Raw genomic sequence first — 25,339 nt, 5'->3', positions numbered from 1 at the left:
ACGCCGACCACCCGTAGTACCGAGCAGCACCGTCCAGCACGTCCCAGCACTCGAGAGGAAACGCACGATGAAGCACACAGCACGCACCGTCGTCACCACGGGGGCCGTCGTCGCGAGCACAGCGCTCGTACTGTCCGCCTGCGGCGGCGAGACCGAACCCACCGAGTCCGCCGACGGCGAGGAGCTGACCCCGGTCACGCTCCAGCTCCAGTGGGTCGCCCAGGCCCAGTTCGCCGGCTACTACGCCGCCGTCGACCAGGGCTTCTACGAGGAGGAGGGGCTGGACGTCACGATCCAGGAGGCCGGGACCGACACCGTCCCCATCGACGTGCTCGCCGCCGGAGAGGCCGACTACGCCATCTCCTGGGTGCCGAAGGTGCTCGGGTCGATCGAGCAGGGCACCGAGGTGACCAACGTCGCCCAGGTGTTCGAGCGCTCCGGCACCTTGCAGGTCGCCATGGCCGACTCCGGCATCGAGGGCCCCGAGGACCTGGCCGGCAAGAACGTCGGCTCGTGGGGCTACGGCAACGAGTGGGAGCTCTTCGCCGGGATGCAGCAGGCCGGCCTGGACACCAGCGAGGACATCACCCTCGTCCAGCAGGCCTTCGACATGAACGGCTTCCTGGCCGGTGACATCGACGCCGCCCAGGCGATGACGTACAACGAGTACGCTCAGGTGCTGGAGACCGTGAACCCCGACACCGGTGAGCTCTACCAGCCCGAGGACCTGACGGTCATCGACTGGAACGAGGTCGGCACGGCGATGCTGCAGGACGCCATCTGGGCCGACGCCACCCGCCTGGCCGACGACGAGGCCTACGCCGAGACCACCGTCGACTTCATCAAGGCGTCCCTCAAGGGCTGGGCGTACGCCCGCGACGACGCCGAGGCGGCGGCCGACATCGTCACCGCCGCCGGGTCCACGCTCGGCACGAGCCACCAGCTCTGGCAGACCAACGAGACCAACAAGCTCATCTGGCCGTCCACCTCGGGCGTCGGCACCATCAACGCCGACCAGTGGGACCAGACCGTCGACATCGCGATGAACACCCAGAACGAGACCGGGTCGACGATCATCACCACCGAGCCGCCGGAGACGGCCTACTCCAACGAGTACGTCGAGGAGGCCCTGGCCGAGCTCACCGAGGAGGGCGTCGACGTCATGGGCGAGGACTTCGCCCCGATCGAGGTCACCCTCACCGAGGGCGGCGCGTAACACCTGCCCTCCGGGCGTGGCGCCGCAGTCCCCGGCGGCGCCACGCCCGGCCCTGCCCACCGTGTCCCGGAAGGACGTCCCATGACCGCCACCGAACCGCTGACCGGCGCGGCGCTCGACGCCGCCGTCGTCGAGGCCGACCACCGGCACGTGCTGCACTCCTGGTCCGCCCAGGCGCACCTGCCGTCCTTCGTCGTCGCCGGCGGGGCCGGCTGCCGGGTCTGGGACCACGCCGGGACCACCTGGCTGGACTTCTCCAGCCAGCTCGTCAACACCAACATCGGCCACCAGCACCCGGCGGTCGTCGCCGCCATCGCCGAGCAGGCCCGCACCCTGACCACGATCTCGCCCGCCACCGCGAACCTGGCCCGCGGCCGGGCCGCCGAGCGCATCCTGGCCCGCGCCCCGGAGGGCTTCGCCAAGGTCTTCTTCACCAACGGCGGCGCCGACGCCAACGAGAACGCCGTGCGCATGGCCCGCCTGCACACCGGCCGCGACAAGGTGGTCTCCACCTACCGCTCGTACCACGGCAACACCGGGGCCGCCGTCGTCGCCACGGGGGACTGGCGGCGCGTGCCCAACGAGTACGCCCGCGGCCACGTGCACGCCTTCGGGCCCTACGCCTACCGCTCGGAGTTCTGGGCGACGTCGGAGGCCGAGGAGTGCGAGCGCGCCCTGCACCACCTCGAACGGGTGGTGCAGTGCGAGGGGCCCGCGTCGGTCGCCGCGATCCTGCTCGAGACGATCCCCGGCACGGCGGGCGTGCTCGTGCCGCCGCCCGGCTACCTCGCCGGGGTCCGCGAGATCTGCGACCGGTACGGGCTCGTGCTGATCCTCGACGAGGTGATGGCCGGGTTCGGCCGCACCGGGGCCTGGTTCGCCTTCGACGACCACGGCGTCGTGCCCGACCTGGTCACCTTCGCCAAGGGGGTCAACTCCGGGTACGTGCCCGCCGGCGGCGTCCTCGTCAGCGACACGATCGCCGCGACCTTCGACGAGCGGGTCTTCCCGGGCGGGCTGACCTACTCGGGCCACCCGCTGGCGATGGCCGCGATCGTGGCCGCCCTGGACGCCATGGAGGCCGAGGGGGTGGTCGAGAACGCGGCCCGGGTCGGACGCGAGGTGCTCGGCCCCGGCCTGGCGGCGCTCGCGGCCGAGAACCCGCTCGTCGGGGAGGTGCGCGGCACCGGGGTGTTCTGGGCGGTCGAGCTCGTCGCGGACCCGGCCACGCGCGAGCCGCTGCCGGCCGCCGACATGGCCCGGATCAAGACACTCTGCCTCGAGCGTGGTTTGCTGCCCTTCGTGGCCGAGAACCGCGTCCACGTCGTGCCGCCGTGCGTCGTCACCGACGACGAGGCGCGCGAGGGCCTGGCGATCCTCGCCGGCGTCCTGCGCGACGTCGCCGCCGACCGACCGTCCGCCTGAGACCCGAGGAGCACCACCGATGAGCACCACCCCCACGCCCGCCCGCCGCGCCCTGGTCACCGGGGCGTCCTCCGGCATCGGCGCCGCCGTCGTCCGTCGCCTGCGCGCCGAGGGCTGGCAGGTCGTCGCGTCCGCCCGGCGCGCGGACCGCCTGGAGGACCTGGCCGCCGAGACCGGGGCCGAGGCCTACCCGCTGGACGTGACCGACGCCGACGCCGTGGCCGCGCTGGCCACGCACCTGGAGGCGACCGGCGGGCTGGACGCCGTGGTGAACAACGCCGGCGGCGCGCTCGGCCTCGACCGTGTCGAGGACGGCGACCTGGACGGCTGGCGGCAGATGTACGAGCTGAACGTGCTCGGCACGCTGCGCGTCACGCAGGCGGTGCTGCCGCTGCTGCGCGCGTCCGCGGGGGCGCAGGGTCCCGCCGGCGGCGCGGACGTCGTGGTCGTGACCTCCACCGCCGCGCACGGCGCCTACGAGGGCGGCGCCGGGTACACCGGCGTCAAGCACGCCGAGCGGATGCTGACCACGACGCTGCGCTGGGAGATCGCCGGCGAGCCGATCCGCGTCATGGAGATCGCGCCCGGCAACGTCGCGACCGAGGAGTTCTCCCTGGTGCGGTTCGACGGCGACGCCGAGCGGGCGGCGGCCGTCTACGAGGGGTACCAGCCCCTGGTGGCCGAAGACATCGCCGACGCGGTCGCCTGGGCCCTGACGCGGCCCGCGCACGTCAACACCGACCTGATGGTCATCCGGCCGCGCGCCCAGGCGCACAACCAGAAGATCGCGCGCACGGGGGTCTGACCGGGCAGCACCCGTCTCCGCCGAGATACCGGTCGGTCGCCGAGGTACCGCTGCGTCGCGTCCTGGAACGTCGACCGGCCGGTATCTCGGCGACGGACCGGTATCTCGCGGGCAAGGGAGGGGACCGAGCTCAGGTGCGGGACCGGGCGGTCACCGCCACCACGGGCAGGACGGCCAGGGCCAGCAGCCCGCCGCCGAGCGAGAGCGTCGCGAAGCTGCTGGACGCCACGACGAACCCGGACCCGAGCCCGCCGGCCGCTCCCGCCAGCGCGAGGGCCAGGTCGACGGCGCCCTGGGTGCGGGCCCGGGTCGCCAGGGGCAGCGACGACGTGAGCATCGCGGTCCCGGAGACCAGCCCGAGGCTCCAGCCCAGCCCCAGCAGCCCCAGGCCGACGGCGAGCCCGATCACCGACGACGACGGCACGAGACCCGTGACGAGCCCCGAGGCCAGCAGCGTCACCGCGGCGGCGACCGCCACCCGCAGCGGTCCGAACCGGTCGGTCAGCCAGCCCGAGAGCGGCGAGGGCAGGTACATCATCCCGACGTGCACGGCGATGACGAACCCCGCCGTGGCCACCGCGTGGCCGTGGTCGGCCATGTGGACCGGGGTCATCGTCATGATCGCGACCATGACGGCCTGGGTGAGGACCATGACCGTCCCGGCGACCAGCACCGCGCGGCGCACCGCCCCGGGATCCCCGCCGTCCGCCTCGACGACGTCCGGGGCCGTCGAGGCGGGGGTTCCGCCGTCGTCGTCCGCGTGGTCCGCGGTCGCGTCCACGGCCTTCTCCGCCGCGGGCACCGTCGCGCTCTCGACCGCGGCCTCGTCCCGCTGGCGGGCCAGCAGCAGCGGGTCGGGCCGCAGCGCGACCCAGAGCACGATCCCGGCCGCCGCGTAGGCCGCCCCGCCGAGGATGAACGGGCCGGTGAGCGCCGGCAGGCCCCAGCCGGTGGCGACGTCCCCCATGACGCCCACGAGGTTCGGGCCGGCGACGGCACCCAGCGTGGTGGCGACGAGCACGGTGCTCAGGGCGCGGGCACGGCGGTCCGGCGCGGCGAGGTCTGCCCCGGCGTAGCGGGCCTGCAGGTTGGTGGCCGTCCCGGCGCCGTACAGGGCGAACGCGCCCATCAGGACCCAGACGTTCTCCGCGGCCGCCGCGACCACGACGACGAAGGCGCCCACGGCGCCGGCGACGTACCCGGCCGCGAGCCCGGCGCGACGCCCGTGGCGCTGCGACAGCCGCCCGACGGCCAGTGCGGCCAGGGCCGACCCGCCGGTGAACAGCGCCGCGGGCAGGCCCGCGAACCGCGCGGACCCGAGCAGGTCGGTCACCAGCAGAGCACCGACGGTGATGCCCGCCGCGAGCCCGGCACCGGACAGCACCTGGGCCAGCACCAGGACGCGCAGGGTGCGCCGCTGCACCGCGGCGACGGGACGGGTGGGGGCCGGTGCGGCGGACATGCTCCTCCAGGACGTGCAGGCAGGGATACCCCGCAGGGTACGCCTCGAATGTCGGTGCGGTCCCGCCGCCGCCCGGGCTACCATGGTCCGCACAGGCGTCGACCCGGCCATCACCGGCGAGCCTCCGGAAGAACGGGCCGACTCGTCGGCCCCAGTAGAACCGGACGGGTGGGCCCGTCACAGCCTGGAACGAGCGGTGGACCGGTCTCGGGTGAGCACGGTCCGCAAGCGGGGTGGTACCGCGGCCCGGCACCGCCGTCGTCCGACCTGGACGCCGGGGGAGCCGACGTCGTCCTCGCAGCGACGCACGACGACGACCCGTACCGCCCGCTCGTTCAGGAGAGCCCGCCCATGGCCTACCCGCTGCACCGCACCCCCGACGCGTCCGCGTCCACGCCCGGCGAGGCGTTCGGCATCGCCGGCGTCCCCGCGTCCCCGCAGCTGCCGCAGATCGAGCGCGAGGTGCTGGCCCACTGGGAGGCCGACGACACCTTCCGGGCCTCGGTCGCCAAGAACCCGGCCGGCGAGAACGGCGAGAACGAGTTCGTCTTCTACGACGGCCCGCCGTTCGCCAACGGTCTGCCCCACTACGGCCACCTGCTCACCGGCTACGTCAAGGACGTCGTGCCGCGGTACCAGACGATGCGCGGCAAGCACGTCGAGCGCCGCTTCGGGTGGGACACCCACGGCCTGCCCGCCGAGCTCGAGGCGATGAGCCAGCTCGGCATCAAGACCAAGGACGAGATCCTCGACCTCGGCATCGAGACGTTCAACGACGCCTGCCGCTCGTCGGTGCTGAAGTACACCGCCGAGTGGCGCGAGTACGTCACCCGCCAGGCGCGCTGGGTCGACTTCGACCACGACTACAAGACGTTCAACCCCGACTACATGGAGTCGGTGATCTGGGCGTTCTCCGAGCTGTACCGCAAGGGTCTGGTGTACGAGGACTTCCGCGTCCTGCCGTACTGCTGGAACGACCAGACGCCGCTGTCCAACCACGAGCTGCGCATGGACGACGACGTCTACCAGAACCGCCAGGACCCGGCGGTGACCGTGGGGCTGGACGTGACGTCCGTGCCCGACGGCGGCACCGACGTCGTGCGCGCCGGCGACAAGCTGCTCGTGTGGACCACCACGCCGTGGACGCTGCCGTCGAACCTGCTGGTGATGGTCGGCGCGGACATCGACTACGTCGTCGTCGAGGCCTCGCCGACCGGGACGCCGCAGCGGTTCGTGCTCGCCGAGGCGCTGGTGGGCGCCTACGCCCGCGAGCTGACCGACGACGGTGCGGAGGAGCCGCGCGTCGTGGGTCGACTGACGGGCCGCGACCTGCTCGAGACCACCTACGCCCCGCCGTTCTCCTACTACGCCGGGCGCGAGCGGGCGCACCGCGTCGTCGAGGCGGACTTCGTCACCACGACGGACGGCACCGGGCTGGTCCACTCCGCGGGCGCGTTCGGCGAGGACGACAAGGTCGTCTGCGACCGCGAGGGCGTGGCGAGCGTCATGCCTGTCAAGGCCGACGGCACGTTCACCGCCCCCGTCACCGAGTACGCGGGCCTGCAGGTGTTCGACGCCAACGCCCCGATCATCGACCACCTCAGGGCCCGCACCCGCGGCGAGGTCGACGCCGGGTCCGTCAGTGCCGGGACGGTGCTGCTGCGCCGCGAGTCCTACGACCACGCCTACCCGCACTGCTGGCGCTGCCGGCAGCCGCTGATGTACATGGGCGTGTCCTCCTGGTTCGTCGAGGTCACGAAGATCAAGGAGCGGATGCTCGAGCTCAACGAGCAGATCGCCTGGACGCCGGACCACATCCAGCACGGCCAGTTCGGCAAGTGGCTGGAGAACGCCCGCGACTGGTCGATCACCCGCAACCGGTTCTGGGGCTCCCCGGTGCCGGTGTGGAAGTCCGACGACCCCGCCTACCCGCGCGTCGACGTCTACGGCTCCTTCGCCGACCTCGAGCGCGACTTCGGCACGCTGCCGCGCAACGCGGCGGGCGAGCCGGACCTGCACCGCCCGTTCGTCGACGACCTGACCCGGCCGAACCCCGACGACCCGACGGGCAGGTCGACGATGCGGCGCGTCGAGGACGTGCTCGACGTCTGGTTCGACTCCGGCTCGATGCCCTACGCCCAGGTGCACCACCCCTTCGAGAACCGGGAGTGGTTCGAGGACCACTACCCGGGCGACTTCATCGTCGAGTACATCGGCCAGACCCGCGGCTGGTTCTACACGCTGCACATCCTGGCCACCGCCCTGTTCGACCGGCCCGCGTTCCGCTCCGCCGTCTCGCACGGCATCGTGCTCGGCTCGGACGGTCGCAAGATGAGCAAGTCGCTGCGCAACTACCCGGACGTCAACGAGGTCTTCGACCGCGACGGCTCCGACGCGATGCGCTGGTTCCTCATGGCCTCGCCGATCCTGCGTGGCGGCAACCTCGTGGTCACCGAGGACGGCATCCGCGACGCCGTGCGTCAGGTGCTGCTGCCGCTGTGGAGCACGTACTACTTCTTCACCCTGTACGCGAACAGCGCGAGCGGTTCCGAGAGCTCCGCGGCGGGATACCTCGCGAAGCCCGTGACGTCCGACCGGGTGCCCGGCCTGCCCGCCCTGGACCGCTACCTGCTGGCCCGCACCCACGACCTCGTGGGCCGCGTGACCGACCAGCTCGACGCGTTCGACGTCGCGGGTGCCTGCGAGACCGTGCGTGAGCACCTCGACGTGCTCACCAACTGGTACGTGCGCACCCAGCGGGACCGGTTCTGGGCGGAGGACGCGGACGCGTTCGACACCCTGTACACGGCTCTCGAGGTGCTGTGCCGCGTCATGGCACCGCTCGCCCCGCTGGTGACCGAGGAGATCTGGCGCGGGCTGACCGGGGAGCGCTCGGTGCACCTGGCCGACTGGCCGACGGCGGACACGCATCCCGCACTCGTCGCCGACGACGCGCTCGTGGCCGCCATGGACGAGGTGCGCGCCGTGGTCTCGTCCACGCTCGCGCTGCGCAAGGCGAACCAGCTCCGCGTCCGACAGCCGCTGGCCCGGCTCACCGTGGCCGTGCCGGACCCGGAGGCGCTGGCCGACTACACCGGTCTCCTGACCGGCGAGCTCAACGTCAAGGCCGTCGACCTGGTCGTGGCGGACGCCGCGGCCTCCGAGCGGTTCGGGATCACCGAGCGGCTCGCGGTCAACGCGCGGGCCGCCGGTCCTCGGCTCGGGCGGGGCGTGCAGGCGGTCATCAAGGCGGCCAAGACCGGCGCCTGGCACCAGGTCGACGGCGAGGTCGTGGTGACCACCGACGACGGCGAGGTGCCGCTGCTGCCGGCCGAGTACGAGCTGACCACCGTCGTCGGCTCCGAGGCCGGCGCCGACGTGGCCGCCTCCGTGCTGCCCGGCGGCGGGTTCGTCGTCCTCGACCTGGCCCTCGACGACGCGCTGCGCGCCGAGGGGTACGCCCGCGACGTCGTCCGCGACGTCCAGGACGCCCGCAAGGCCGCCGGGCTCGAGGTGAGCGACCGCATCGACCTGTCGCTCGGGGTGCCGGCCGAGCACGTGGCCGCCGTCGAGGCGCACCGCGACCTGGTGATGCGCGAGACCCTGGCGACATCGATGACCGTGGCCGCCGTCGACGGCGGCGAGCGTTCGGTCGAGGTCGCCCGCGCGAAGTAGGCAACCATCCGGCGAGGTAGGCAACGCTCCGGCGAGGTAGGCAAGAACTCTGCGAGGTAGCACGGTGGGACCGCCGACCTCGCCCGGAGGTTGCCTACCTGGTGGGGAAGTTGCCTACCTCGCCGACCCTGTGCCTACCTGGTGGGGAAGTTGCCTACCTGGCCGGACCCTTGCCTACCTCGGGGGGCGCGGGGTCGCGTAATCTCGGTGCGTGAGCGACGAGCAAGGCAAGACCAAGAAGCAGAAGGCCGACGAGCGCAAGGCAGCGCGCGCCGCGGCGGAGGACGCCGCCGCGCGCGAGGACCTGGAGCGCATCTACGCCCACATCGTGTCCCGGGCGCCGGAGCACGACATCTCGCCGACCCTCGACCGGGTCGCGCGGCTGCTCGAGCTCCTCGGGGACCCGCAGCACACCTTCCGGGCGATCCATCTGACCGGCACGAACGGCAAGTCGTCGACCGCCCGGATGGCCGAACGGCTCGTGCGCGAGCACGGGCTGCGCTCCGGACTGTTCACCTCGCCGCACCTGAGCAGCGTCACCGAGCGCATCCAGGTCGACGGCGAACCGCTCAGCCCGGTGCGCTTCGTCGAGATCTGGAACGACGTCCACCCCTACATCCAGGTCGTCGACGCCGAGCTGGTCGAGGCCGGGCAGTCGCGCCTGAACTTCTTCGAGGTGCTGACGGGTCTGGCCTTCGCGGCGTTCGCCGACGCCCCGGTCGACATCGCCGTGCTCGAGGTCGGGATGGGCGGCACCTGGGACACCACCAACACCGTCGACGCCGACGTCGCCGTGATCACGCCGATCAGCGTCGACCACGAGAAGTGGCTCGGCTCCACGCCGGCCGAGATCGCGGCGATCAAGGCCGGCATCATCAAGCCCGGCGCGACGGCGTTCTCGGCCGTCCAGCGCCCCGAGGTCGACGAGGTCCTGGTCGAGCGGGCCCTCGAGGTCGGCGCCCGGCTGCTGCGCGAGGACGTCGACCTGGAGGTCGTGGCGCGCCAGGTCGCGGTGGGCGGCCAGATGGTCAGCCTGCGCACCCCGCTGGCCACCTACACCGAGATCTTCGTCCCGCTGCACGGTGAGCACCAGGCCCACAACGCCCTGCTGGCGCTCGCGGCGGCGGAGCAGGCCCTGGGCGGCCGCGCCCTGGACGGGGGAGCGGTCGAGACGGCCTTCGCCGACGTCGCCGTCCCCGGCCGGCTGGAGCTCGTCCGCTCCAGCCCGACGGTCCTGGTCGACGTGGCGCACAACCCGCACGGCGCGGAGTCGCTGGTGGCGGCGCTGGACGAGGCGTTCACGCTGCGCACCGTGGTCGGCGTGGTCGGCATGATGGCCGACAAGGACGCCGAGGGACTTCTCACCGCGCTGGAGCCGGGGCTGTCCCAGGTGGTGCTGACGCGGAACTCCTCGGAGCGCTCGGCGGACCCCTTCGCGGTGGCGGAGATCGCCCGCGAGATCTTCGGCGACCACCGGGTCCAGGTCACCGAGCGCCTCGACGAGGCGCTGCAGGTGGCGACGGACCTGCTCGAGGCGGCGGACACGGTCGGCGTCGGGCACGGCACCGGTGTCGTCGTCACGGGCTCCGTCGTCACGGTGGCGGACACCCGGATCCTTCTCGGGCGCGGCTGACCGGGGCCGACCGGGCCGCCGCCGCGGCGGCGCCCGCGCCGCGCGCTGTGACGTAGATTACGCAACACTCGTGTTGCGTAAAGGTGGACTATTTAGGTGAGGCTCACCTATGTTGTGACCGGCGTCGTCACGCCGTCCCCACACGTCCCTCACCCGAGGAGTTCCACCGTGAGCATTCGCTCCCTGCGTCGCGCGGCCGTCGTCGCGGCGCCCGCCGCCGTCCTGGCGCTGTCCCTGTCGGCCTGCGCCGACACCGACGAGACCGAGGCCGGCGCGGCCGAGGCGGACACCGCTGCCGGGGCCACGACCCTCACCATCGAGCACGCGCAGGGCACCACCGAGCTCGACGGCGTCCCGGAGAAGATCTTCACCTTCGACTACGCGGCGCTGGCGGTCCTCGACGCGCTGGACGTCGACGTCGCCGGCGTCGCCAAGTCGAACCTGCCCGACGTGTTCTCCGAGTACGCCGGGGACGACGTCACCGACATCGGCACGATCTTCGAGCCCGACTACGAGACGGTCGCCGCCGAGCAGCCCGACCTCATCATCGTCGCGGGCCGTTCCTCCACCGCGTACCCGGACCTGTCGGAGATCGCCCCGACCATCGACCTGTCCAACGACTGGTCGACCTTCCACGAGTCCGTGGTCGCCAACACCGAGCTGCTCGGCCAGGCGGTCGGTGCCGAGGAGGGCGTCGACGAGCTGGTCGCCGACCTCGACGAGTCCGTCGCCGCCGCGCAGGAGGTCGCCGCCGACGCCGGGACGGGCCTGATCGTCCTGACCTCCGGCGGCGAGGTCACCGCGTACGGACCGGGGTCCCGCTTCGGGTACCTGCACGACGCGCTCGGTGTCACGCCGGCGGTCGAGGACGTCGAGGCGGAGACGCACGGCGAGGCGGTCTCCTTCGAGTTCGTCCTCGAGGCGGACCCCGACTGGCTCTTCGTCCTGGACCGGGACGCCGCGATCGGCGAGGGCACCGACAACGCCGAGCAGGTGCTCGACAACGCCGTGGTGCACGAGACGACCGCGTGGTCCGAGGACCAGGTCGTCTACCTGGACCCGGTCGCCTGGTACATCGTCAACGGCGGCGTGCCCACCCTGACGGGGATGGCCGACGAGGTCACCGCCGCGCTGCAGGACGCCTCCTGATCTCGTGAGCGTCACGACCGCACCCGCCGGGACGGCGTCGCACCGCGGCGCCGTCCTCGGCGTCCCCCTGGCGCTGCTCGGGCTGGCCCTCGGGGCCGTCGCCTCGGTGTTCATCGGCGTCAGCGACGTCTCGCCGGCCACGCTGTGGGCGGACGACGGGCACGCCCGCCAGCTCCTGACGGTGTCGCGGCTGCCGCGCACCGTCGCGATCCTGCTCGCCGGTGCCTGCACCGCCGTCGCCGGCGTCGTGATGCAGATGCTGGTGCGCAACCGGTTCGTCGAGCCGTCCACCGTCGGCACCTCGGAGTCGGCCGCCCTGGGCCTGCTGATCGTCACGATCTGGGCGCCCGGCTTGGCGCTGCCCGGCAAGATCGGCGTCGGGGCGGTGTTCGCGGTGGCCGGGACCCTGCTGTTCCTGTGCGTGCTGCGGGCGGTGCCGATCCGGTCGGTCGTCACCGTGCCGCTGGTCGGCCTCATGCTCGGCGGCGTCATCGGCGCCGTGGCGGCGTACATCGCGTTCCGGTACGACCTGATGCAGACGTTGTCCGCCTGGCTGACGGGAGACTTCTCCGGCGTGACGGCCGGCCGGTACGAGATGCTCTGGGTCGTCGCGGCCCTGACCGTCGTCGTCTACGTCCTCGCCGACCGGTTCACCGTCGTCGGGCTCGGGCGGGACACCGCCACCGCCCTCGGCCTCGGCTACCGCGGCGTGATGGCCCTGGGTCTGGGCGTCGTGGCGGTCACGAGCGCGGTCGTGGTCGTGGTGGTCGGTGCGCTGCCGTTCCTGGGGCTGGTCGTGCCGAACGTCGTCAGCCTGCTGCGCGGCGACAACCTGCGTCGTTCCCTGCCCTGGGTGGCCATCGGGGGTGCGGCGCTCGTGCTCGTGTGCGACGTCGTCGGCCGCGTCGTCCGCTACCCCTACGAGATCCCGATCGGCGTCGTCATGGGCGTGGTCGGCGCGGCCGTCTTCCTGTGGCTGCTGCTGCGGAAGGCCCCCGATGTCGGTTGACACCCACCCGCTCGACGCGGTGCCGGGCGCCCGGTCCGACGCCGGGACCCCCGTCGCCGCGAGCGACCCGACCGAGCAGGCCCTGCGCCGTCGCGCCCTCGGCGTGCTGGGTGGGATCGGCGTGCTCGCGCTGGCGGTGACCGTGCTGTACCTGACCGTGGACGTGCGCGCGGGCTGGGAGTTCACCCTGCCCTTCCGCGGTCGACGGGTGGCGGCCATGGTCGTCGTCGGGGTGGCGGTCGCCGCGTCGACGGTCGTCTTCCAGACCCTGACGACGAACCGCATCCTGACCCCGTCGATCCTCGGTTTCGACTCCCTGTACCAGCTGCTGCAGACCACGCTGGTGTTCGTGCTCGGCTCGTACGCCCTCGCCTCGGTCGGGGTGGTCGAGCAGTTCGGTCTCGCGGTCGCCCTCATGGTGGGTGCCTCCCTGGCCCTCTTCCTCGGCCTGTTCGGCGGTGCGCGCCGGTCCCTGCACCTCGTGCTGCTCATCGGCGTCGTGCTCGGCACGCTGCTGCGCTCGGCCACCGCGCTGATGCAGCGGATGATGGACCCGAGCGAGTTCCAGGTGCTGCAGTCGCGGCTCTTCGCCAGCTTCACCGGGGTCGACGAGCGACTCCTGGGTGTCAGCGCCGCCGTCGTCGCGGTCTGCTGCGGCGTGCTGTGGGTCCTGCGCCGCCGTCTCGACGTCGTCGCCCTGGGGCGCGACACGGCCGTGTCCCTGGGCGTGGACCATCGCCGCACGTCCTTGCTGGTGCTGGTCGTGGTCGCCGTCCTGGTCTCGGTCTCCACGGCCCTGGTCGGGCCGATCACGTTCTTCGGCCTGCTGGTGGCCAACCTGGCCTACGCGCTGCTCGGCACCCAGCGGCACGCCCTGACCCTGCCCGTGGCGGCGCTGCTGTCCGTCGTGACCCTGGTCGGGGGCCAGACCGTGCTCGAGCACCTGCTCGGCATGGAGACCGTGCTGTCCGTCGTCATCGAGTTCTGTGGAGGCATCGTGTTCATCGCCCTGCTCGTCGCCGGGGGACGGCGATGACGGCACCGACCGAGGTCCGGCGCGCCATCGCCGTCGAGGGCCTGACCAAGCGCTACGGGCGGACCGTCGTCGTCGACGACGTGAGCCTCGAGCTCCCGGCCGGCGGCGTGGTCTCGATCATCGGCCCCAACGGGGCCGGCAAGTCGACGCTGCTCGGCATGGTGTCGCGCCTGCTGCCCGTGGACGCCGGCCGGGTGGTCGTGGACGGGGACGACCTCGCCCGCACGCCGGGGGACGTGATGGCCCGGCGCCTGGGCATCCTGCGCCAGGACAACCACCTGGCGGTGCGCCTGACGGTGCGCGAGCTGGTGACCTTCGGCCGGTATCCCCACAGCAAGGGGCGCACGACCGCGGAGGACCGGCGCCACGTCGACGCCGCGCTGGAGTACCTGGACCTCACGGGGCTCGCGGGGAGGTTCCTCGACGAGATGTCGGGCGGGCAGCGCCAGCGGGCCTTCGTCGCGATGGTCCTCGCCCAGGACACGGACTACGTGCTGCTGGACGAGCCGCTGAACAACCTCGACATGGTGCACGCCCGCGCCATGATGCGGCTGGCCCGTCGCGCGGCGGACGACCTCGGCAAGACGGTCGTGACGGTGCTGCACGACATCAACTTCGCCGCCGCCTGGTCGGACCGCGTCGTGGCCATGAAGGACGGTCGCGTCGCGGCGCACGGCACCCCGGCCGAGATCATGCGGCCCGACGTCCTGGGTGCGGTCTTCGACATGGACGTGGCCGTGCACGAGGTCGACGGTCGACCGGTCGCGTTGTACTACACGTGAACGGTCCCGTACGGTCCCCGTGGGCTGCGACGACTCCCGCTCGGGTGTTGGATAGGACCGTGGCACCCGCGCTGAGGAGGTTGTGCGATGAAGAAGTTGCTCGACGACCCGTCACAGGCCGTCACTGACTCGCTCCGGGGGTTCGGTCTGGCGCACGCCGACCAGGTCTCGGTGCACCACGATCCGAACTACGTCGTCCGGGCCGGTGGGACGCCGCCCGGCCAGGTCGCCGTCGTCAGCGGCGGTGGCTCCGGGCACGAGCCGCTGCACGCCGGGTTCGTCGGGGCCGGCATGCTGGACGCCGCGGTCCCGGGCGAGGTGTTCACCTCGCCGACACCGGACCAGGTCCTGGCGGCCGTGCAGGCCGCCGACGGCGGCGCCGGCGTCCTGCTGATCGTCAAGAACTACACCGGCGACGTGCTCAACTTCGAGACGGCCGCCGAGCTCGCCGAGGCCGAGGACATCGAGACCACCAGCGTGCTGGTGAACGACGACGTCGCGGTCGAGGACTCGCTGTACACGGCCGGACGCCGCGGCGTCGCCGGCACGCTGTTCGTCGAGAAGGTCGCCGGTGCCGCGGCGGCCCGGGGCGACTCGCTCGCGCAGGTCACCGCGCTGGCCGAGCGCGCGGCGTCCGCGGTGCGCTCCATGGGGGTGGCCCTGACCGCGTGCACGGTGCCCCACGTCGGCAAGCCGAGCTTCGACCTCGGCGAGGACGAGGTCGAGATCGGCATCGGCATCCACGGCGAGCCCGGTCGTCACCGGGTGACGGCGAGCGGTGCGAGCGACATCACGCGGCGCCTGGTCGACTCGGTCCTGGACGACATCGAGCTGGCCGAGGGCGCTCGCGTGCTGCTGTTCGTCAACGGCATGGGTGGCACGCCCGCGAGCGAGCTCTACGTCGTGTACGGGATCGCCCGGCAGATGCTGGTCGACCACGGGGCGCAGGTGGAGCGCTCCCTGGTGGGCAGCTATGTGACGTCGCTGGAGATGCAGGGGGTGTCGGTGACCGTGGCGGTGCTCGACGACGAGCTGATCGAGCTCTGGGACGCGCCGGTCCGGACCCCGGCCCTGACGTGGTGAGCTCGCTGGACGCCGGATGGGCCGAACGATGGATGCGTCAGGCGGCGAGCGACCTGAAGGCGGGTCGTGACGAGCTGACCGAGCTGGACCGCCGCATCGGCGACGGTGACCACGGCAGCAACATGGACCGCGGCTTCACCGCCGTCGTCGCGAAGCTGGACGACGCGGGCTCGCCGGAGACCGTCGGGCAGGTGCTGAAGCTGGTCGCCACGACGCTGATGTCCACCGTCGGTGGGGCCTCGGGCCCGTTGTACGGCACGGCGTTCCTGCGCGCGTCGAAGGTGGTGGACCGGGCCACGGTCGACCCGGCCTGCCTGGTCTCGCTCGCCGAGGCGGCGACCGAGGGGATCGTGGCCCGCGGTCGCGCCCACGTGGGGGAGAAGACGATGATCGACGCGTGGCAGCCGGCCGTCGAGGCGGCCGAGCAGGCCGCGGGGTCGGGGGACGTCTTGGACGTGCTCCGCGCCGCGGCCGAGGCCGCCGAGGCCGGTGCGGTCGCGACGATCCCGCTGGTGGCCACCAAGGGTCGCGCGTCCTACCTGGGCGAGCGCAGCGCCGGCACCGAGGACCCGGGTGCCCGGTCGACGGCGATGCTGCTGGCAGCGGCGGTGACCGCCGCCGAGGAGGTGGCCGGGTGAGCGTGGCCCTGGTGCTCGTCTCCCACTCGCCGCGGCTGGCCGACGGACTTGCCGAGCTGACTGCCCAGATGGCCCCGGACGTCGTGGTGCGCTGTGCGGCGGGCGACGTGGACGGCGGCCTGGGCACCTCGCTCGACCGTGTGCAGGAGGCGGTCGAGGCGGCGCTGGCACGGACCGACTCCGTCGTCGTGCTGGCCGACCTCGGGTCCGCGGTGCTCGTGGTGGAGTCGGTGCTGGAGCTGGACCCGGACCTGCCACCGCGGGTGCGGATGGTCTCGGCACCCTTCGTCGAGGGTGCCGTCGCGGCGGCCGTGAGCGCCCAGCAGGGGGCGGACCTGGACGGGGTGACGGCCGCCGCGGAGGACGCCGCGCGGTCGATCGGGCCGGAACCGGTCTACCAGGTGGTGGAGGCCGCCGGGACCGGCAGCCCGCCGATCGCGGGGACGTGGGCGCAGGGCGAGGTGGTGCCGGAGCCGGGTGCGCCGTCGTCGGGCGCCGCGGACGAGGTCAGCGCGACCGTCGAGATCCGCAACGCGCTCGGGCTGCACGCGCGGCCGGCGGCGGTGGTGGCCCGGGCCGCGGCCGACCTGGGGGTGCCGGTGACGATCGAGGGGGCGGACGCCACGAGCGTGCTCGCCCTGATGTCCCTCGGGACGACAGCGGGGCAACGCGTGACCGTGACGGCTCGCGGGGACGGCGCACAGGGCGCGGTCGCGCTGGTGTCGGGGCTGATCGAGGGCGGTTTCGGCGAGGCGTGAGGTCGGTCACGACAACATTGCATTGACTGCAAAGTTGCACCGGCTGCAGAATGTGACGGTGACACCGACCGACCCGCCCGCCGGGCTGCGCGCCCGCAAGAAGCAGGCGCGCGCCGACGCCATCGTCGACGCCGCCCAGCGGCTCGTGCTCGACCGCGGCCTGGACGCCGTCACCGTCGAGGGGATCGCCGAGGCGGCGGGGATCTCCCCGCGGACCTTCTTCAACTACTTCGACTCCAAGGACGACGCCGTGCTCGGCCAGCGCGGTCTGGACGTCGACGACGCGGCCGTGGCGACCTTCGTCGCCGGCGGACCGACCGGCGACTTCCTCGACGACGTCGAGGCGCTCGTGACAGCCCTGGTCGCCGCGATGGCCGGCGGGCACGACCGGGCCGAGCGCGCCTTCGGCCTGATGGAGTCCGAGCCCCGGCTGCTGGCCGGTCACGTCACGTGGCTGGAGAAGCACCGCACCGAGATCGCGGCGCTCTTCGCCCGCCGGGCCGAGCATGCCTCTGGCCCGGCCGACCCGGACTTCTGCTCGATGACCGTGTTCCTGCTCGTCCGGGCGACCGGCGAGCGCTGGGAGCGGTCCGGCCGCACGGGCGAGCTGACCGACCACGTGCCCGGTGCCGTCGCGGCGCTGCGCGCCCTCTCCCGGGCCTGACCCCCCGGCCCTTTCTGACCCCCCTCCCACTCCCGTCCCCGAAGGGCTCGCCATGGCTCACGCCCCCGCACCCGCGCCGGAGAAGCCGGTCGTCGTCCTGACGCAGCGCACCGTCTGGCTGATCTTCAGCGCCCTGCTGGCCTCGATGTTCCTCGCCTCGCTGGACCAGACGATCGTCGGCACGGCGATGCCGACGATCGTCGGCGAGCTCGACGGGGTCGCCCACCAGGGGTGGGTCATCACCGCCTACATCCTGGCCGTCGCGATCGGCATGCCCCTGTACGGCAAGTTCGGCGACCTGTACGGACGCCGGTGGCCGTTCCTCGTCGCCATCGGGCTGTTCACCGTGTCCTCGGCCGGGGCGGCCCTGGCCGACGGGATGCTGGCCCTGGTGCTCTGGCGTGCCGTGCAGGGTCTCGGCGGCGGCGGGCTGATGATCCTGTCGCAGTCGATCATCGCCGACATCGTGCCCGCCTCCGAGCGCGGCAAGTACATGGGTCCGCTGGGTGCGCTGTTCGGGATCTCGGCCGTGCTCGGACCGCTCCTCGGCGGCTGGCTCACCGAGGGTCCGGGCTGGCGCTGGGCCTTCTGGCTCAACATCCCGATCGGTCTGGCGGCCTTCGCCGTGGCCTGGTTCGCGCTGCGGCTGCCATCGTTCCGCTCGGCGCGGCCGGTCGACTGGCCCGGCATCGTCTCGATGGCCCTGGCGACCACGGGCATCGTGCTCGTGACCAGCTGGGAGTCCCTGGCCGACGGCGGCTACGACTGGTCCGACTGGCGCCTGGGTGCGCTCGTGGTGGGCACCCTGGCCGCGATCGCGGTGTTCGTCGTGGCCGAGAACCGTGCCGCCGAGCCGCTGCTGCCGCTGCGCCTGTTCACAAACCGCACCTTCACGCTCTCCACGCTCATCGGGCTGGTCCTCGGCATGGGGATGTTCTCGGCGATGGCCATGCTGCCGACATTCCTGCAGATGTCCACCGGTGCCGGGATCACCGAGTCCGGCTGGCTGATGCTGCCGATGATGGCCGGCATGATGATCACCTCCATCGGCTCGGGGCTGGCGATCACGCGGACCGGCCGGTACAAGGCGTTCCCGGTCGTCGGACTGATCGTGGTGGGCCTGTCCATGGTCTGGCTGACGACCCTGACCGGGGACATCTCGATGTGGACCTTCGGCGCGATGATCTTCACGCTCGGTGCCGGCATGGGGCTGGTCATGCAGGTCGTCGTGCTCGCGGTGCAGAACGCCGTCGACCCCCACGAGCTGGGCACCGCGACCAGCGCCAACAACTTCTTCCGGGAGATCGGCGCCGCGGTCGGGTCGGCGTTGTTCACCACGATGTTCACCTCGCGCCTGACGGACAACCTCGCGGAGGTGTTCGCCGGGGCGCCCGGCGGTGCGGCGGAGGCCGAGGCGGGCCTGACGCCGGAGGTCGTGCACCAGCTGCCCGAGCCCGTGCGCTCCGGGGTCGTCGACGCCTACGCCGACTCGCTGGCGCCGTCGTTCTGGTACCTGGTGCCGCTCGTGGCGTTCGGGCTGGTGCTGGCGCTGTTCCTGCCCGTGCTGAAGCTCTCCGACGTCGCCGGCATGGTCGCCCGGGGCGAGGCCGTGACCGACGAGAGCGAGCTGCCGGCGCCGCCGGCCGCCGTCGTCGCGCCGTCCGCCGGGGCGGGCGACGGGCCGACCGGCGACGGGACCGACGCCGACGACGACGGAACCGCCGGGGTCCGGGCAACGGATACCCTGAAGCGGTGAGCCGTACGAAGGACGACCGCCCCCGCCCGGGCGACCGCATCGCACCGCGCAAGCCGGCGAAGGTGCAGTTCGCCGCGACCATGCTCCAGCTCGAGGCGTTCGTGGTGGTGTTCGCCGCGCTCGCCCTGTACGGGCTGCGCGACTCGCCCTACGAGCGCGGGCCGCTGGTCATCGAGTCGATGCCGGCGATGTGGACCGTCACCGGCGTGCTGTTCGTCGTGCTGATCGTGCTCTCGCGCCTCGTGGGCAAGCCGGGCGGCTTCCTGGCGGGGTCCGTGGTGCAGGTACCGGTCCTGGCCCTCGGGCTGCTGCTGCCGATGATGTTCCTCGTGGCGGGGATCTTCGTGATCCTGTGGGTCGTGGCGCTGCGCCTCGGAGGCCGGATCGACGCCGAGCGCGCCGCGTACGACGCCGAGAACCCGGACACGGCGCCCAACGCCTGATCCCGGCCTCGCGCCGGGCCGGACCGGCGGCGCGCGCCGATAGGGTGGCGCCATGACCGAACCGACCACGCCTGCCATCGAGCGCACCCTGATCCTCGTCAAGCCCGACGGCGTCCGCCGCGGCCTGACCGGTGAGATCCTGCGGCGCGTCGAGGCCAAGGGCTACACGCTCGCCGCCGTCGAGCTCCAGCACGCCACCCCCGACCAGCTCGCCACGCACTACGCCGAGCACGAGGGCAAGCCCTTCTACGCCCCGCTGGTGGAGTTCATGCTCTCCGGGCCGACCCTCGCGGTGATCGCCGAGGGCCAGGGCGTCATCGCCGGTTTCCGCTCCCTCGCCGGCGCCACCGACCCGACGGCCGCCGCCCCGGGCACCATCCGCGGCGACATGGCCCGCGACTGGGGCCTGAAGGTCCAGCAGAACCTCGTGCACGGGTCGGACTCCCCGGAGTCGGCCGAGCGCGAGATCGCGATCTGGTTCCCCGGCCGCTGACGACCCTGCCCCCGGACCGGGGGCGACCGTCCCGCCGCGGGGAGGACGACGACCGAGCTCCTCCCCGCGGCGGTGCCGTGCCGGGACGCCGGAACGCCGGGCCCAGATGCCCGGGTTCGCCGGTACGGGCCGATAGGCTCGCCGTCGTGCACCTCAAGACGCTCACCCTGCGGGGCTTCAAGTCGTTCGCTTCGGCGACGACGCTGAGCTTCGAGCCGGGGATCACGTGCGTCGTCGGGCCGAACGGCTCCGGCAAGTCCAACGTCGTGGACGCCCTGTCGTGGGTCATGGGGGAGCAGGGCGCCAAGTCCCTGCGCGGCGGCAAGATGGAGGACGTCATCTTCGCCGGCACGTCCGGCCGGCCGCCCCTGGGGCGCGCCGAGGTCGCCCTGACCATCGACAACACCGACGGCGCCCTGCCGATCGACTACACCGAGGTGACGATCTCGCGGACCCTGTTCCGCAGCGGCGGCTCGGAGTACGCCATCAACGGCAGCGCCTGCCGCCTCCTCGACGTCCAGGAGCTGCTCAGCGACTCCGGCATCGGCCGCGAGATGCACGTCGTCATCGGCCAGGGCCAGCTCGACGCCGTGCTGCGCGCGACGCCCGAGGAGCGGCGCGGCTTCATCGAGGAGGCCGCGGGGGTCCTCAAGCACCGCAAGCGCAAGGAGAAGGCGCTGCGCAAGCTCGAGGCGATGGCCGGCAACCTCGCCCGGCTCACCGACCTGACCACCGAGCTGCGACGCCAGCTCGGCCCGCTCGGCAAGCAGGCCGAGGCCGCCCGCAAGGCCCGGGCCGTCCAGAGCGAGGTCCGCGACGCCCGCGCCCGGCTGCTGGCCGACGACCTCGCCCAGCTCGGCGCCCGGCTGGAGCAGGAGCGGGCCGACGAGGCCGCGCTCGCGGAGCGCCGGCGCGCCACCGAGGACGAGCTGGCCGCGAGCCGACGGCGCCTGACCGGCCTGGAGGCAGCCGCCGCCGAGACCGGACGCGCCGCGGCCCGTGCCGCCGAGACGGTGCACGCCCTGGACGGGCTGCGCGAGCGGCTGCGCGGCCTGGGCTCCCTGGCCGACGAACGCGTGCGGCTGCTCGGCGCGGCCGAGCCGGAGCACCGCGGCCAGGACCCCGACGAGCTCGAGGCCCAGGCCGAGCGCGCCCGCGTCTCGGAGTCGGAGCTGACCCGGGAGGTCGAGCTGGCCCGCGAGGCGCTGGAGACGGCCGAGGGACGGCGGGCCGACGCCGAGCGGGCGGCCCAGCAGGCCGAGCGCGAGCTCGCCACCCTGCACCGCGGTGCGGCCGACCGGCGCGAGGGTCTGGCCCGGCTGGCCGGCCAGGTGTCCACCTGCCGCAGCCGCGTCGAGGCCGCCGACGCCGAGATCGAGCGCGTGCGCGACGGCCTGGCCGAGGCCGAGCGGCGCGCCCAGGAGGCGGCGCGGGAGTTCGCGGCGCTCGAGACCGAGGCCGTCGGGGCCGAGGCCGGCGAGGAGGGGCTGGACGCCGACCACGAGCACGCCGTCGAGGAGCTGGCCGGGGCGCGCGACGCCGTCGCCCGCCTCGAGGAGCTCGTCGCCGCCGCCGAGAAGGACCGGGCGACCTGGACGGCCCGGGTCGAGGCGCTCGAGCTGAGCCTCGACCGCAAGGACGGGGCCGGCGCGCTGCTCGCCGCCGACCAGCCGGGCGTGCTCGGTTCGGTCGCGGCGCTGCTCGGCGTGGAGCCCGGGTACGAGGAGGCGGTCGCCGCCGCCCTCGGACCGCTGGCCGACGCCGTGGCCGTCGAGAGCCTCGAGGCGGCGGTGGACGCCCTGCGGCTGCTGCGGGACGACGACGGCGGACGCGCGGGCCTCGTCGTCGGCGGATCGTCGGCCGGGACGCCCCGCGTCCTGGGGGAGCTGCCCGGGGGAGCCCGGCCCGCCGTCGACGTCGTCACGGCGTCGGGAGGGGCCGCTGCGGCGGTGCGCTCGCTGCTGGCCGACGTCGTCGTCGTGCAGGACCTGGCCGAGGCGCGCGCGCTCGTCGCGGCCCGCGCCGACGTCGTCGCCGCCACCCGGGCGGGCGACCTGCTCGCCGCGACCCGCGCCTCGGGCGGGTCGGCGGGGGCCCCGAGCGTGCTGCACCTGACCAGCGCCCTGGACGAGGCGCGCGCCGGCCTCGAGGACGCCGAACGTCGCGGCGAGCGCTCGGGGAGCGAGCTGGCCGACGCCCGCCGGGCCCGCGAGGCCGCCCAGCAGCGGCACGACGAGACTCTGGAGCGCCTGCACGAGTCCGACGCCGCGCTGGCGGCGGTGGCCGAGCAGCTCGGCACCCTCGGCGCCGCCCGCCGTGCGGCCCAGACGGAGGCCGAGCGTCACCGCGCGACGATGGAGGACGCGACGGAGCGCCGGCGGACCGCCGAGGAGGAGCTGGTCGACCTGCAGCGCCGGCTCGAGGTCGCCGAGGCGGAACCGGCGCGTTCCGAGGAGGACGTCGAGGCCGCGACGGCGGACCGGGACGCCGCGCAGCAGGCGGCGACGACCGCTCGTCAGGCCGAGACCGAGACCCGCCTCGCGCTGCGGACCGCCGAGGAGCGGGCCCGCGCCGTGACCGGCCGGGCCCAGGCGCTGGCGCACGCGGCCGAGCAGGAGCGCCGCGCCCGTGAGGAGGCGGCCGCCCGCGCCCGTCGGCGGGCCGCCCAGGCGCACCGTGCGGCGGAGGTGCGCGAGGACGTGGCCACGGCGCTCGGCGCGATCTCGCGGTCGATCGAGCGTGCCCGTGACGAGCAGGCCCGCGCGCGGGCGGACCGGGACCGCCAGCGGCGCGAGGTCGACGACGTGCGCACCGACGTCGACCGGCTGACCGGCGAGCTGCGGGACCTGACGGACGTGGCCCACCGGGACGAGGTGGCCCGGGCCCAGCAGCTCGCGCGTCTGGAGCAGCTGCGGACCCGCGCCGTCGACGAGCTCGGCACGGACCCCGAGGTGCTCGTCGAGGAGTTCGGTCCGCACCACCCGGTGCCGGTGGCCCGGCCGGCGGACGCCGCCGAGGACGACCCGGACCCGGACCCCGTCCCGTACGTGCGCGCCGAGCAGGAGAAGCGGCTGGCGTCGGCGGAGCGCGCCCTCAAGCGCATCGGGACCGTCAACCCCCTCGCGCTGGAGGAGTTCGCGGCCCTGGAGGAGCGGCACCAGTTCCTCGCCGACCAGCTCGCGGACCTGAAGAAGTCGCGCGAGGACCTGCTCCAGATCGTCGCCGACATCGACGACCGCGTGCAGCAGGTGTTCGCCGAGGCGTTCCGGGACACGGCCGAGCAGTTCGAGGGCGTGTTCTCCCGGCTGTTCCCCGGGGGCGAGGGGCGCCTGGTGCTCACCGACCCGAGCGACCTGCTGACGACCGGTCTCGAGATCGAGGCCCGGCCGGCGGGCAAGAAGGTCAAGCGCCTGTCGCTGCTGTCCGGGGGCGAGCGGTCGCTCACGGCGGTCGCGTTCCTGGTCTCGATCTTCAAGGCGCGCCCGAGCCCGTTCTACGTGATGGACGAGGTCGAGGCCGCCCTGGACGACGTCAACCTGGGCCGCCTGCTGGAGATCTTCCGCGAGCTGCGCGACGACTCCCAGCTCATCGTCATCACCCACCAGAAGCGCACCATGGAGATCGCCGACGCCCTGTACGGCGTGACCATGCGCGGCGACGGTGTGACGACGGTCATCTCCCAGCGGCTGAGCGAAACCGCCGAGACGGGGTGAGAATGCTGCCGTGGTCACGTTCATCGTCTGGTTCGGCGTCTCGCTGCTGCTGTGCGCAGCGGTGTTCCTCGTAGCGAGCGTGATGGACCGCGGCGACGACGAGGGCGAGGGCCTGCGCGGGTTCGTCCGCGACTTCCGGGCCGGCCTGAGGCGCCGGGGCGGCACGTCCCGGCCGGTGGACACCGACATGGACGACTTCTTCGCCGCCAACCTCGAGTCGGCCCCGGGCTACGTCGACGCCGACGAGCTCTCGGGTGCGTTGCAGCGCGCGCAGGGCCGGGTGCGCCCGCACGGGCAGGCGCCGGGAGCGGCGTCGGACGGCGGGGCGTCGCCGCGCTGAGCCCGCCGTCGGTCCCGCGGTCTGGGAGACTGAGGGACCGTGACTGACTTTCTGTGGCTCTACATCCTTCTCGGTGTCGTCCTAGTCGTGGGGCTCGGCTCCGCTCTCGTCGTCCCGCGCCTGCGTCGGGGCCGGTCCGACGACGGGACCACGCTCGCGCCGCCTCCGTCCGACGTCGAGGACGAGCCCGCCGACGCGGGTGCCGCCGACCAGGGGACCGGCACCGCGACGGCGGTCCTCGAGCGCCCGGAGCCGGCCGCCGGCCGGATGGTGCGCCTGCGCGACCGGCTCGCACGCTCCGGGTCGCCGCTGGGCGCCCGGCTGCTGACGATGCTCTCGCGCGACCAGCTCACCGAGGACGACTGGGACGAGATCGAGGAGACCCTGCTGCTGGCCGATCTCGGCACCGGTCCCGCCGAGGAGCTGCTGGAGTCGCTGCGGACCCGGGTGCGCGTGCTGGGGGTGCGCGAGCCGTCGGCGGTGCGCGACCTGCTGCGCGACGAGCTGCTCAAGGTCGTCGACCCCACCCTCGACCGCTCGCTCGCGCTGGACCGTCCCGTGGTCGACGGCGAGACGAAGCCGGCGGTCCTGCTCGTGGTCGGCGTCAACGGCACGGGCAAGACCACGACGGTGGGCAAGCTGGCCCGCGTGCTGGTGGCGGAGGACAGGTCCGTCGTGCTGGGTGCGGCCGACACGTTCCGCGCCGCCGCGGCCGACCAGCTGCAGACGTGGGGCTCGCGCGTGGGCGTCGAGACCGTCCGGTCCGACCGGGACGGCGCCGACCCGGCCGCCGTCGCCTTCGACGCGGTGCGCACCGGCGCGGCGAACGACACGGACGTGGTGGTCGTGGACACCGCCGGCCGGCTGCAGAACAAGGCGGGGCTCATGGACGAGCTCGGCAAGATCTCCCGCGTCATCACGCGCGAGGCGCCGCTGTCCGAGGTCCTGCTCGTGCTGGACGCCACGACGGGGCAGAACGGCATGCAGCAGGCGAAGGTCTTCTCCGAGGTCGCGGGGGTGACGGGCATCGTGCTCACGAAGCTGGACGGCACGGCCAAGGGCGGGATCGTCGTGGCGGTCCAACGCGAGCTCGGCGTGCCGGTCAAGCTCGTGGGCCTCGGCGAGGGGCCCGACGACCTCGCGCCCTTCGACGCGGAGGACTTCGTGGACGGGATCCTCGGGGGCTGACCGACGACCGCCTCGAGGTCACGGGAAGGTCACGACACCCCCCTGGGTGTCTCGCAGTCCGGACAGAAACT

General features: G+C 73.5%; 20 protein-coding genes. 19 read left to right on the top strand and 1 reads right to left on the bottom strand.

Annotation, left to right across the window (positions count from 1 at the left end; genetic code table 11):
• Nucleotides 1-67 precede the first annotated feature (67 nt).
• From V5O49_RS07535 to V5O49_RS07525, 3 genes are all read left to right on the top strand, one after another.
• On the top strand, nucleotides 68-1,216 hold the full coding sequence (locus V5O49_RS07535) for an ABC transporter substrate-binding protein (protein WP_332901669.1): 1,149 nt from the start codon (nucleotides 68-70) through the stop codon (nucleotides 1,214-1,216).
• Between the two features lie 81 nt (nucleotides 1,217-1,297).
• Nucleotides 1,298-2,641 (top strand): aspartate aminotransferase family protein, encoded by a 1,344-nt coding sequence (locus V5O49_RS07530; protein WP_332901668.1) that lies wholly within the window; start codon nucleotides 1,298-1,300, stop codon nucleotides 2,639-2,641.
• A 19-nt stretch (nucleotides 2,642-2,660) separates the two neighbouring features.
• Nucleotides 2,661-3,446: an SDR family oxidoreductase gene (locus V5O49_RS07525; RefSeq protein WP_332901667.1), complete on the top strand. Its 786-nt coding sequence runs from the start codon at nucleotides 2,661-2,663 to the stop codon at nucleotides 3,444-3,446.
• Between the two features lie 130 nt (nucleotides 3,447-3,576).
• Here V5O49_RS07525 and V5O49_RS07520 read toward each other — a convergent pair whose 3' ends face one another.
• Nucleotides 3,577-4,908 (bottom strand): MFS transporter, encoded by a 1,332-nt coding sequence (locus V5O49_RS07520; protein ID WP_332901666.1) that lies wholly within the window; start codon nucleotides 4,906-4,908, stop codon nucleotides 3,577-3,579.
• 351 nt (nucleotides 4,909-5,259) lie between these two features.
• Here V5O49_RS07520 and ileS point away from each other — a divergent pair, with 351 nt between their 5' ends.
• From ileS to ftsY, 16 genes are all read left to right on the top strand, one after another.
• On the top strand, nucleotides 5,260-8,583 hold the full coding sequence (gene ileS, locus V5O49_RS07515) for an isoleucine--tRNA ligase (RefSeq protein ID WP_332901665.1): 3,324 nt from the start codon (nucleotides 5,260-5,262) through the stop codon (nucleotides 8,581-8,583).
• Nucleotides 8,584-8,794: 211 nt separating this feature from the next.
• The gene (locus tag V5O49_RS07510; RefSeq protein ID WP_332901664.1) at nucleotides 8,795-10,216 is read left to right on the top strand and encodes a bifunctional folylpolyglutamate synthase/dihydrofolate synthase; all 1,422 of its coding nucleotides are present in this window, start codon (nucleotides 8,795-8,797) and stop codon (nucleotides 10,214-10,216) included.
• Between the two features lie 168 nt (nucleotides 10,217-10,384).
• The gene (locus V5O49_RS07505; protein ID WP_332901663.1) at nucleotides 10,385-11,365 is read left to right on the top strand and encodes a siderophore ABC transporter substrate-binding protein; all 981 of its coding nucleotides are present in this window, start codon (nucleotides 10,385-10,387) and stop codon (nucleotides 11,363-11,365) included.
• Nucleotides 11,366-11,369: 4 nt separating this feature from the next.
• On the top strand, nucleotides 11,370-12,374 hold the full coding sequence (locus V5O49_RS07500) for an ABC transporter permease (RefSeq protein ID WP_332901662.1): 1,005 nt from the start codon (nucleotides 11,370-11,372) through the stop codon (nucleotides 12,372-12,374).
• Nucleotides 12,364-13,410: an iron chelate uptake ABC transporter family permease subunit gene (locus V5O49_RS07495; RefSeq protein WP_332901661.1), complete on the top strand. Its 1,047-nt coding sequence runs from the start codon at nucleotides 12,364-12,366 to the stop codon at nucleotides 13,408-13,410. The genes V5O49_RS07500 and V5O49_RS07495 overlap by 11 nt, the downstream gene beginning before the upstream one ends.
• Nucleotides 13,407-14,192, top strand: a complete 786-nt coding sequence (locus tag V5O49_RS07490) for an iron ABC transporter ATP-binding protein (protein ID WP_332901660.1) — start codon at nucleotides 13,407-13,409, stop codon at nucleotides 14,190-14,192. Before V5O49_RS07495 ends, V5O49_RS07490 begins: the two co-directional genes overlap by 4 nt.
• Nucleotides 14,193-14,279: 87 nt before the next feature.
• Nucleotides 14,280-15,275, top strand: a complete 996-nt coding sequence (gene dhaK, locus V5O49_RS07485; protein WP_332901659.1) for a dihydroxyacetone kinase subunit DhaK — start codon at nucleotides 14,280-14,282, stop codon at nucleotides 15,273-15,275.
• A gap of 32 nt (nucleotides 15,276-15,307) precedes the next feature.
• Nucleotides 15,308-15,913 (top strand): dihydroxyacetone kinase subunit DhaL, encoded by a 606-nt coding sequence (gene dhaL / locus V5O49_RS07480; RefSeq protein WP_278237468.1) that lies wholly within the window; start codon nucleotides 15,308-15,310, stop codon nucleotides 15,911-15,913.
• Nucleotides 15,910-16,671: a dihydroxyacetone kinase phosphoryl donor subunit DhaM gene (dhaM, locus tag V5O49_RS07475; protein ID WP_332901658.1), complete on the top strand. Its 762-nt coding sequence runs from the start codon at nucleotides 15,910-15,912 to the stop codon at nucleotides 16,669-16,671. Before dhaL ends, dhaM begins: the two co-directional genes overlap by 4 nt.
• 58 nt (nucleotides 16,672-16,729) lie before the next feature.
• A complete protein-coding gene (locus V5O49_RS07470; RefSeq protein ID WP_278237041.1) occupies nucleotides 16,730-17,335 on the top strand; it encodes a TetR/AcrR family transcriptional regulator in 606 nt (201 codons plus the stop codon).
• A 52-nt stretch (nucleotides 17,336-17,387) separates the two neighbouring features.
• Nucleotides 17,388-19,091 carry an MDR family MFS transporter gene (locus tag V5O49_RS07465; protein WP_332901657.1) on the top strand — a complete coding sequence of 568 codons (1,704 nt, stop codon included), beginning with the start codon at nucleotides 17,388-17,390 and terminating at the stop codon, nucleotides 19,089-19,091.
• A complete protein-coding gene (locus tag V5O49_RS07460) occupies nucleotides 19,088-19,534 on the top strand; it encodes a DUF4233 domain-containing protein (protein ID WP_278237043.1) in 447 nt (148 codons plus the stop codon). The genes V5O49_RS07465 and V5O49_RS07460 overlap by 4 nt, the downstream gene beginning before the upstream one ends.
• A gap of 52 nt (nucleotides 19,535-19,586) precedes the next feature.
• The gene (gene ndk, locus V5O49_RS07455) at nucleotides 19,587-20,027 is read left to right on the top strand and encodes a nucleoside-diphosphate kinase (protein ID WP_332901656.1); all 441 of its coding nucleotides are present in this window, start codon (nucleotides 19,587-19,589) and stop codon (nucleotides 20,025-20,027) included.
• Between the two features lie 146 nt (nucleotides 20,028-20,173).
• The gene (smc, locus tag V5O49_RS07450) at nucleotides 20,174-23,740 is read left to right on the top strand and encodes a chromosome segregation protein SMC (RefSeq protein ID WP_332901655.1); all 3,567 of its coding nucleotides are present in this window, start codon (nucleotides 20,174-20,176) and stop codon (nucleotides 23,738-23,740) included.
• 10 nt (nucleotides 23,741-23,750) lie between these two features.
• Nucleotides 23,751-24,080, top strand: coding sequence for a hypothetical protein (locus V5O49_RS07445; protein WP_278237046.1), 330 nt, complete (start codon nucleotides 23,751-23,753; stop codon nucleotides 24,078-24,080).
• Nucleotides 24,081-24,119: 39 nt separating this feature from the next.
• On the top strand, nucleotides 24,120-25,268 hold the full coding sequence (gene ftsY / locus V5O49_RS07440) for a signal recognition particle-docking protein FtsY (RefSeq protein WP_278237047.1): 1,149 nt from the start codon (nucleotides 24,120-24,122) through the stop codon (nucleotides 25,266-25,268).
• Nucleotides 25,269-25,339: the final 71 nt, after the last annotated feature.

The organism is Isoptericola haloaureus (assembly GCF_036689775.1).
In the GTDB taxonomy this organism is placed as follows: domain Bacteria; phylum Actinomycetota; class Actinomycetes; order Actinomycetales; family Cellulomonadaceae; genus Isoptericola; species Isoptericola haloaureus.
Note: the sequence above shows the minus strand (reverse complement) of the source record. Positions and strands in the feature narration are given on the sequence as shown.

Coding starts and splice junctions, on each gene's coding strand:
- ndk (WP_332901656.1), top strand. CDS start 19,587: ATGACCGAACCGACCACGCCTGCCATCGAGCGCACCCTGATCCTCGTC.
- V5O49_RS07495 (WP_332901661.1), top strand. CDS start 12,364: ATGTCGGTTGACACCCACCCGCTCGACGCGGTGCCGGGCGCCCGGTCC.
- dhaL (WP_278237468.1), top strand. CDS start 15,308: ATGCGTCAGGCGGCGAGCGACCTGAAGGCGGGTCGTGACGAGCTGACC.
- V5O49_RS07520 (WP_332901666.1), bottom strand. CDS start 4,908: ATGTCCGCCGCACCGGCCCCCACCCGTCCCGTCGCCGCGGTGCAGCGG.
- V5O49_RS07490 (WP_332901660.1), top strand. CDS start 13,407: ATGACGGCACCGACCGAGGTCCGGCGCGCCATCGCCGTCGAGGGCCTG.
- V5O49_RS07525 (WP_332901667.1), top strand. CDS start 2,661: ATGAGCACCACCCCCACGCCCGCCCGCCGCGCCCTGGTCACCGGGGCG.
- V5O49_RS07535 (WP_332901669.1), top strand. CDS start 68: ATGAAGCACACAGCACGCACCGTCGTCACCACGGGGGCCGTCGTCGCG.
- ileS (WP_332901665.1), top strand. CDS start 5,260: ATGGCCTACCCGCTGCACCGCACCCCCGACGCGTCCGCGTCCACGCCC.
- V5O49_RS07465 (WP_332901657.1), top strand. CDS start 17,388: ATGGCTCACGCCCCCGCACCCGCGCCGGAGAAGCCGGTCGTCGTCCTG.
- dhaK (WP_332901659.1), top strand. CDS start 14,280: ATGAAGAAGTTGCTCGACGACCCGTCACAGGCCGTCACTGACTCGCTC.
- V5O49_RS07530 (WP_332901668.1), top strand. CDS start 1,298: ATGACCGCCACCGAACCGCTGACCGGCGCGGCGCTCGACGCCGCCGTC.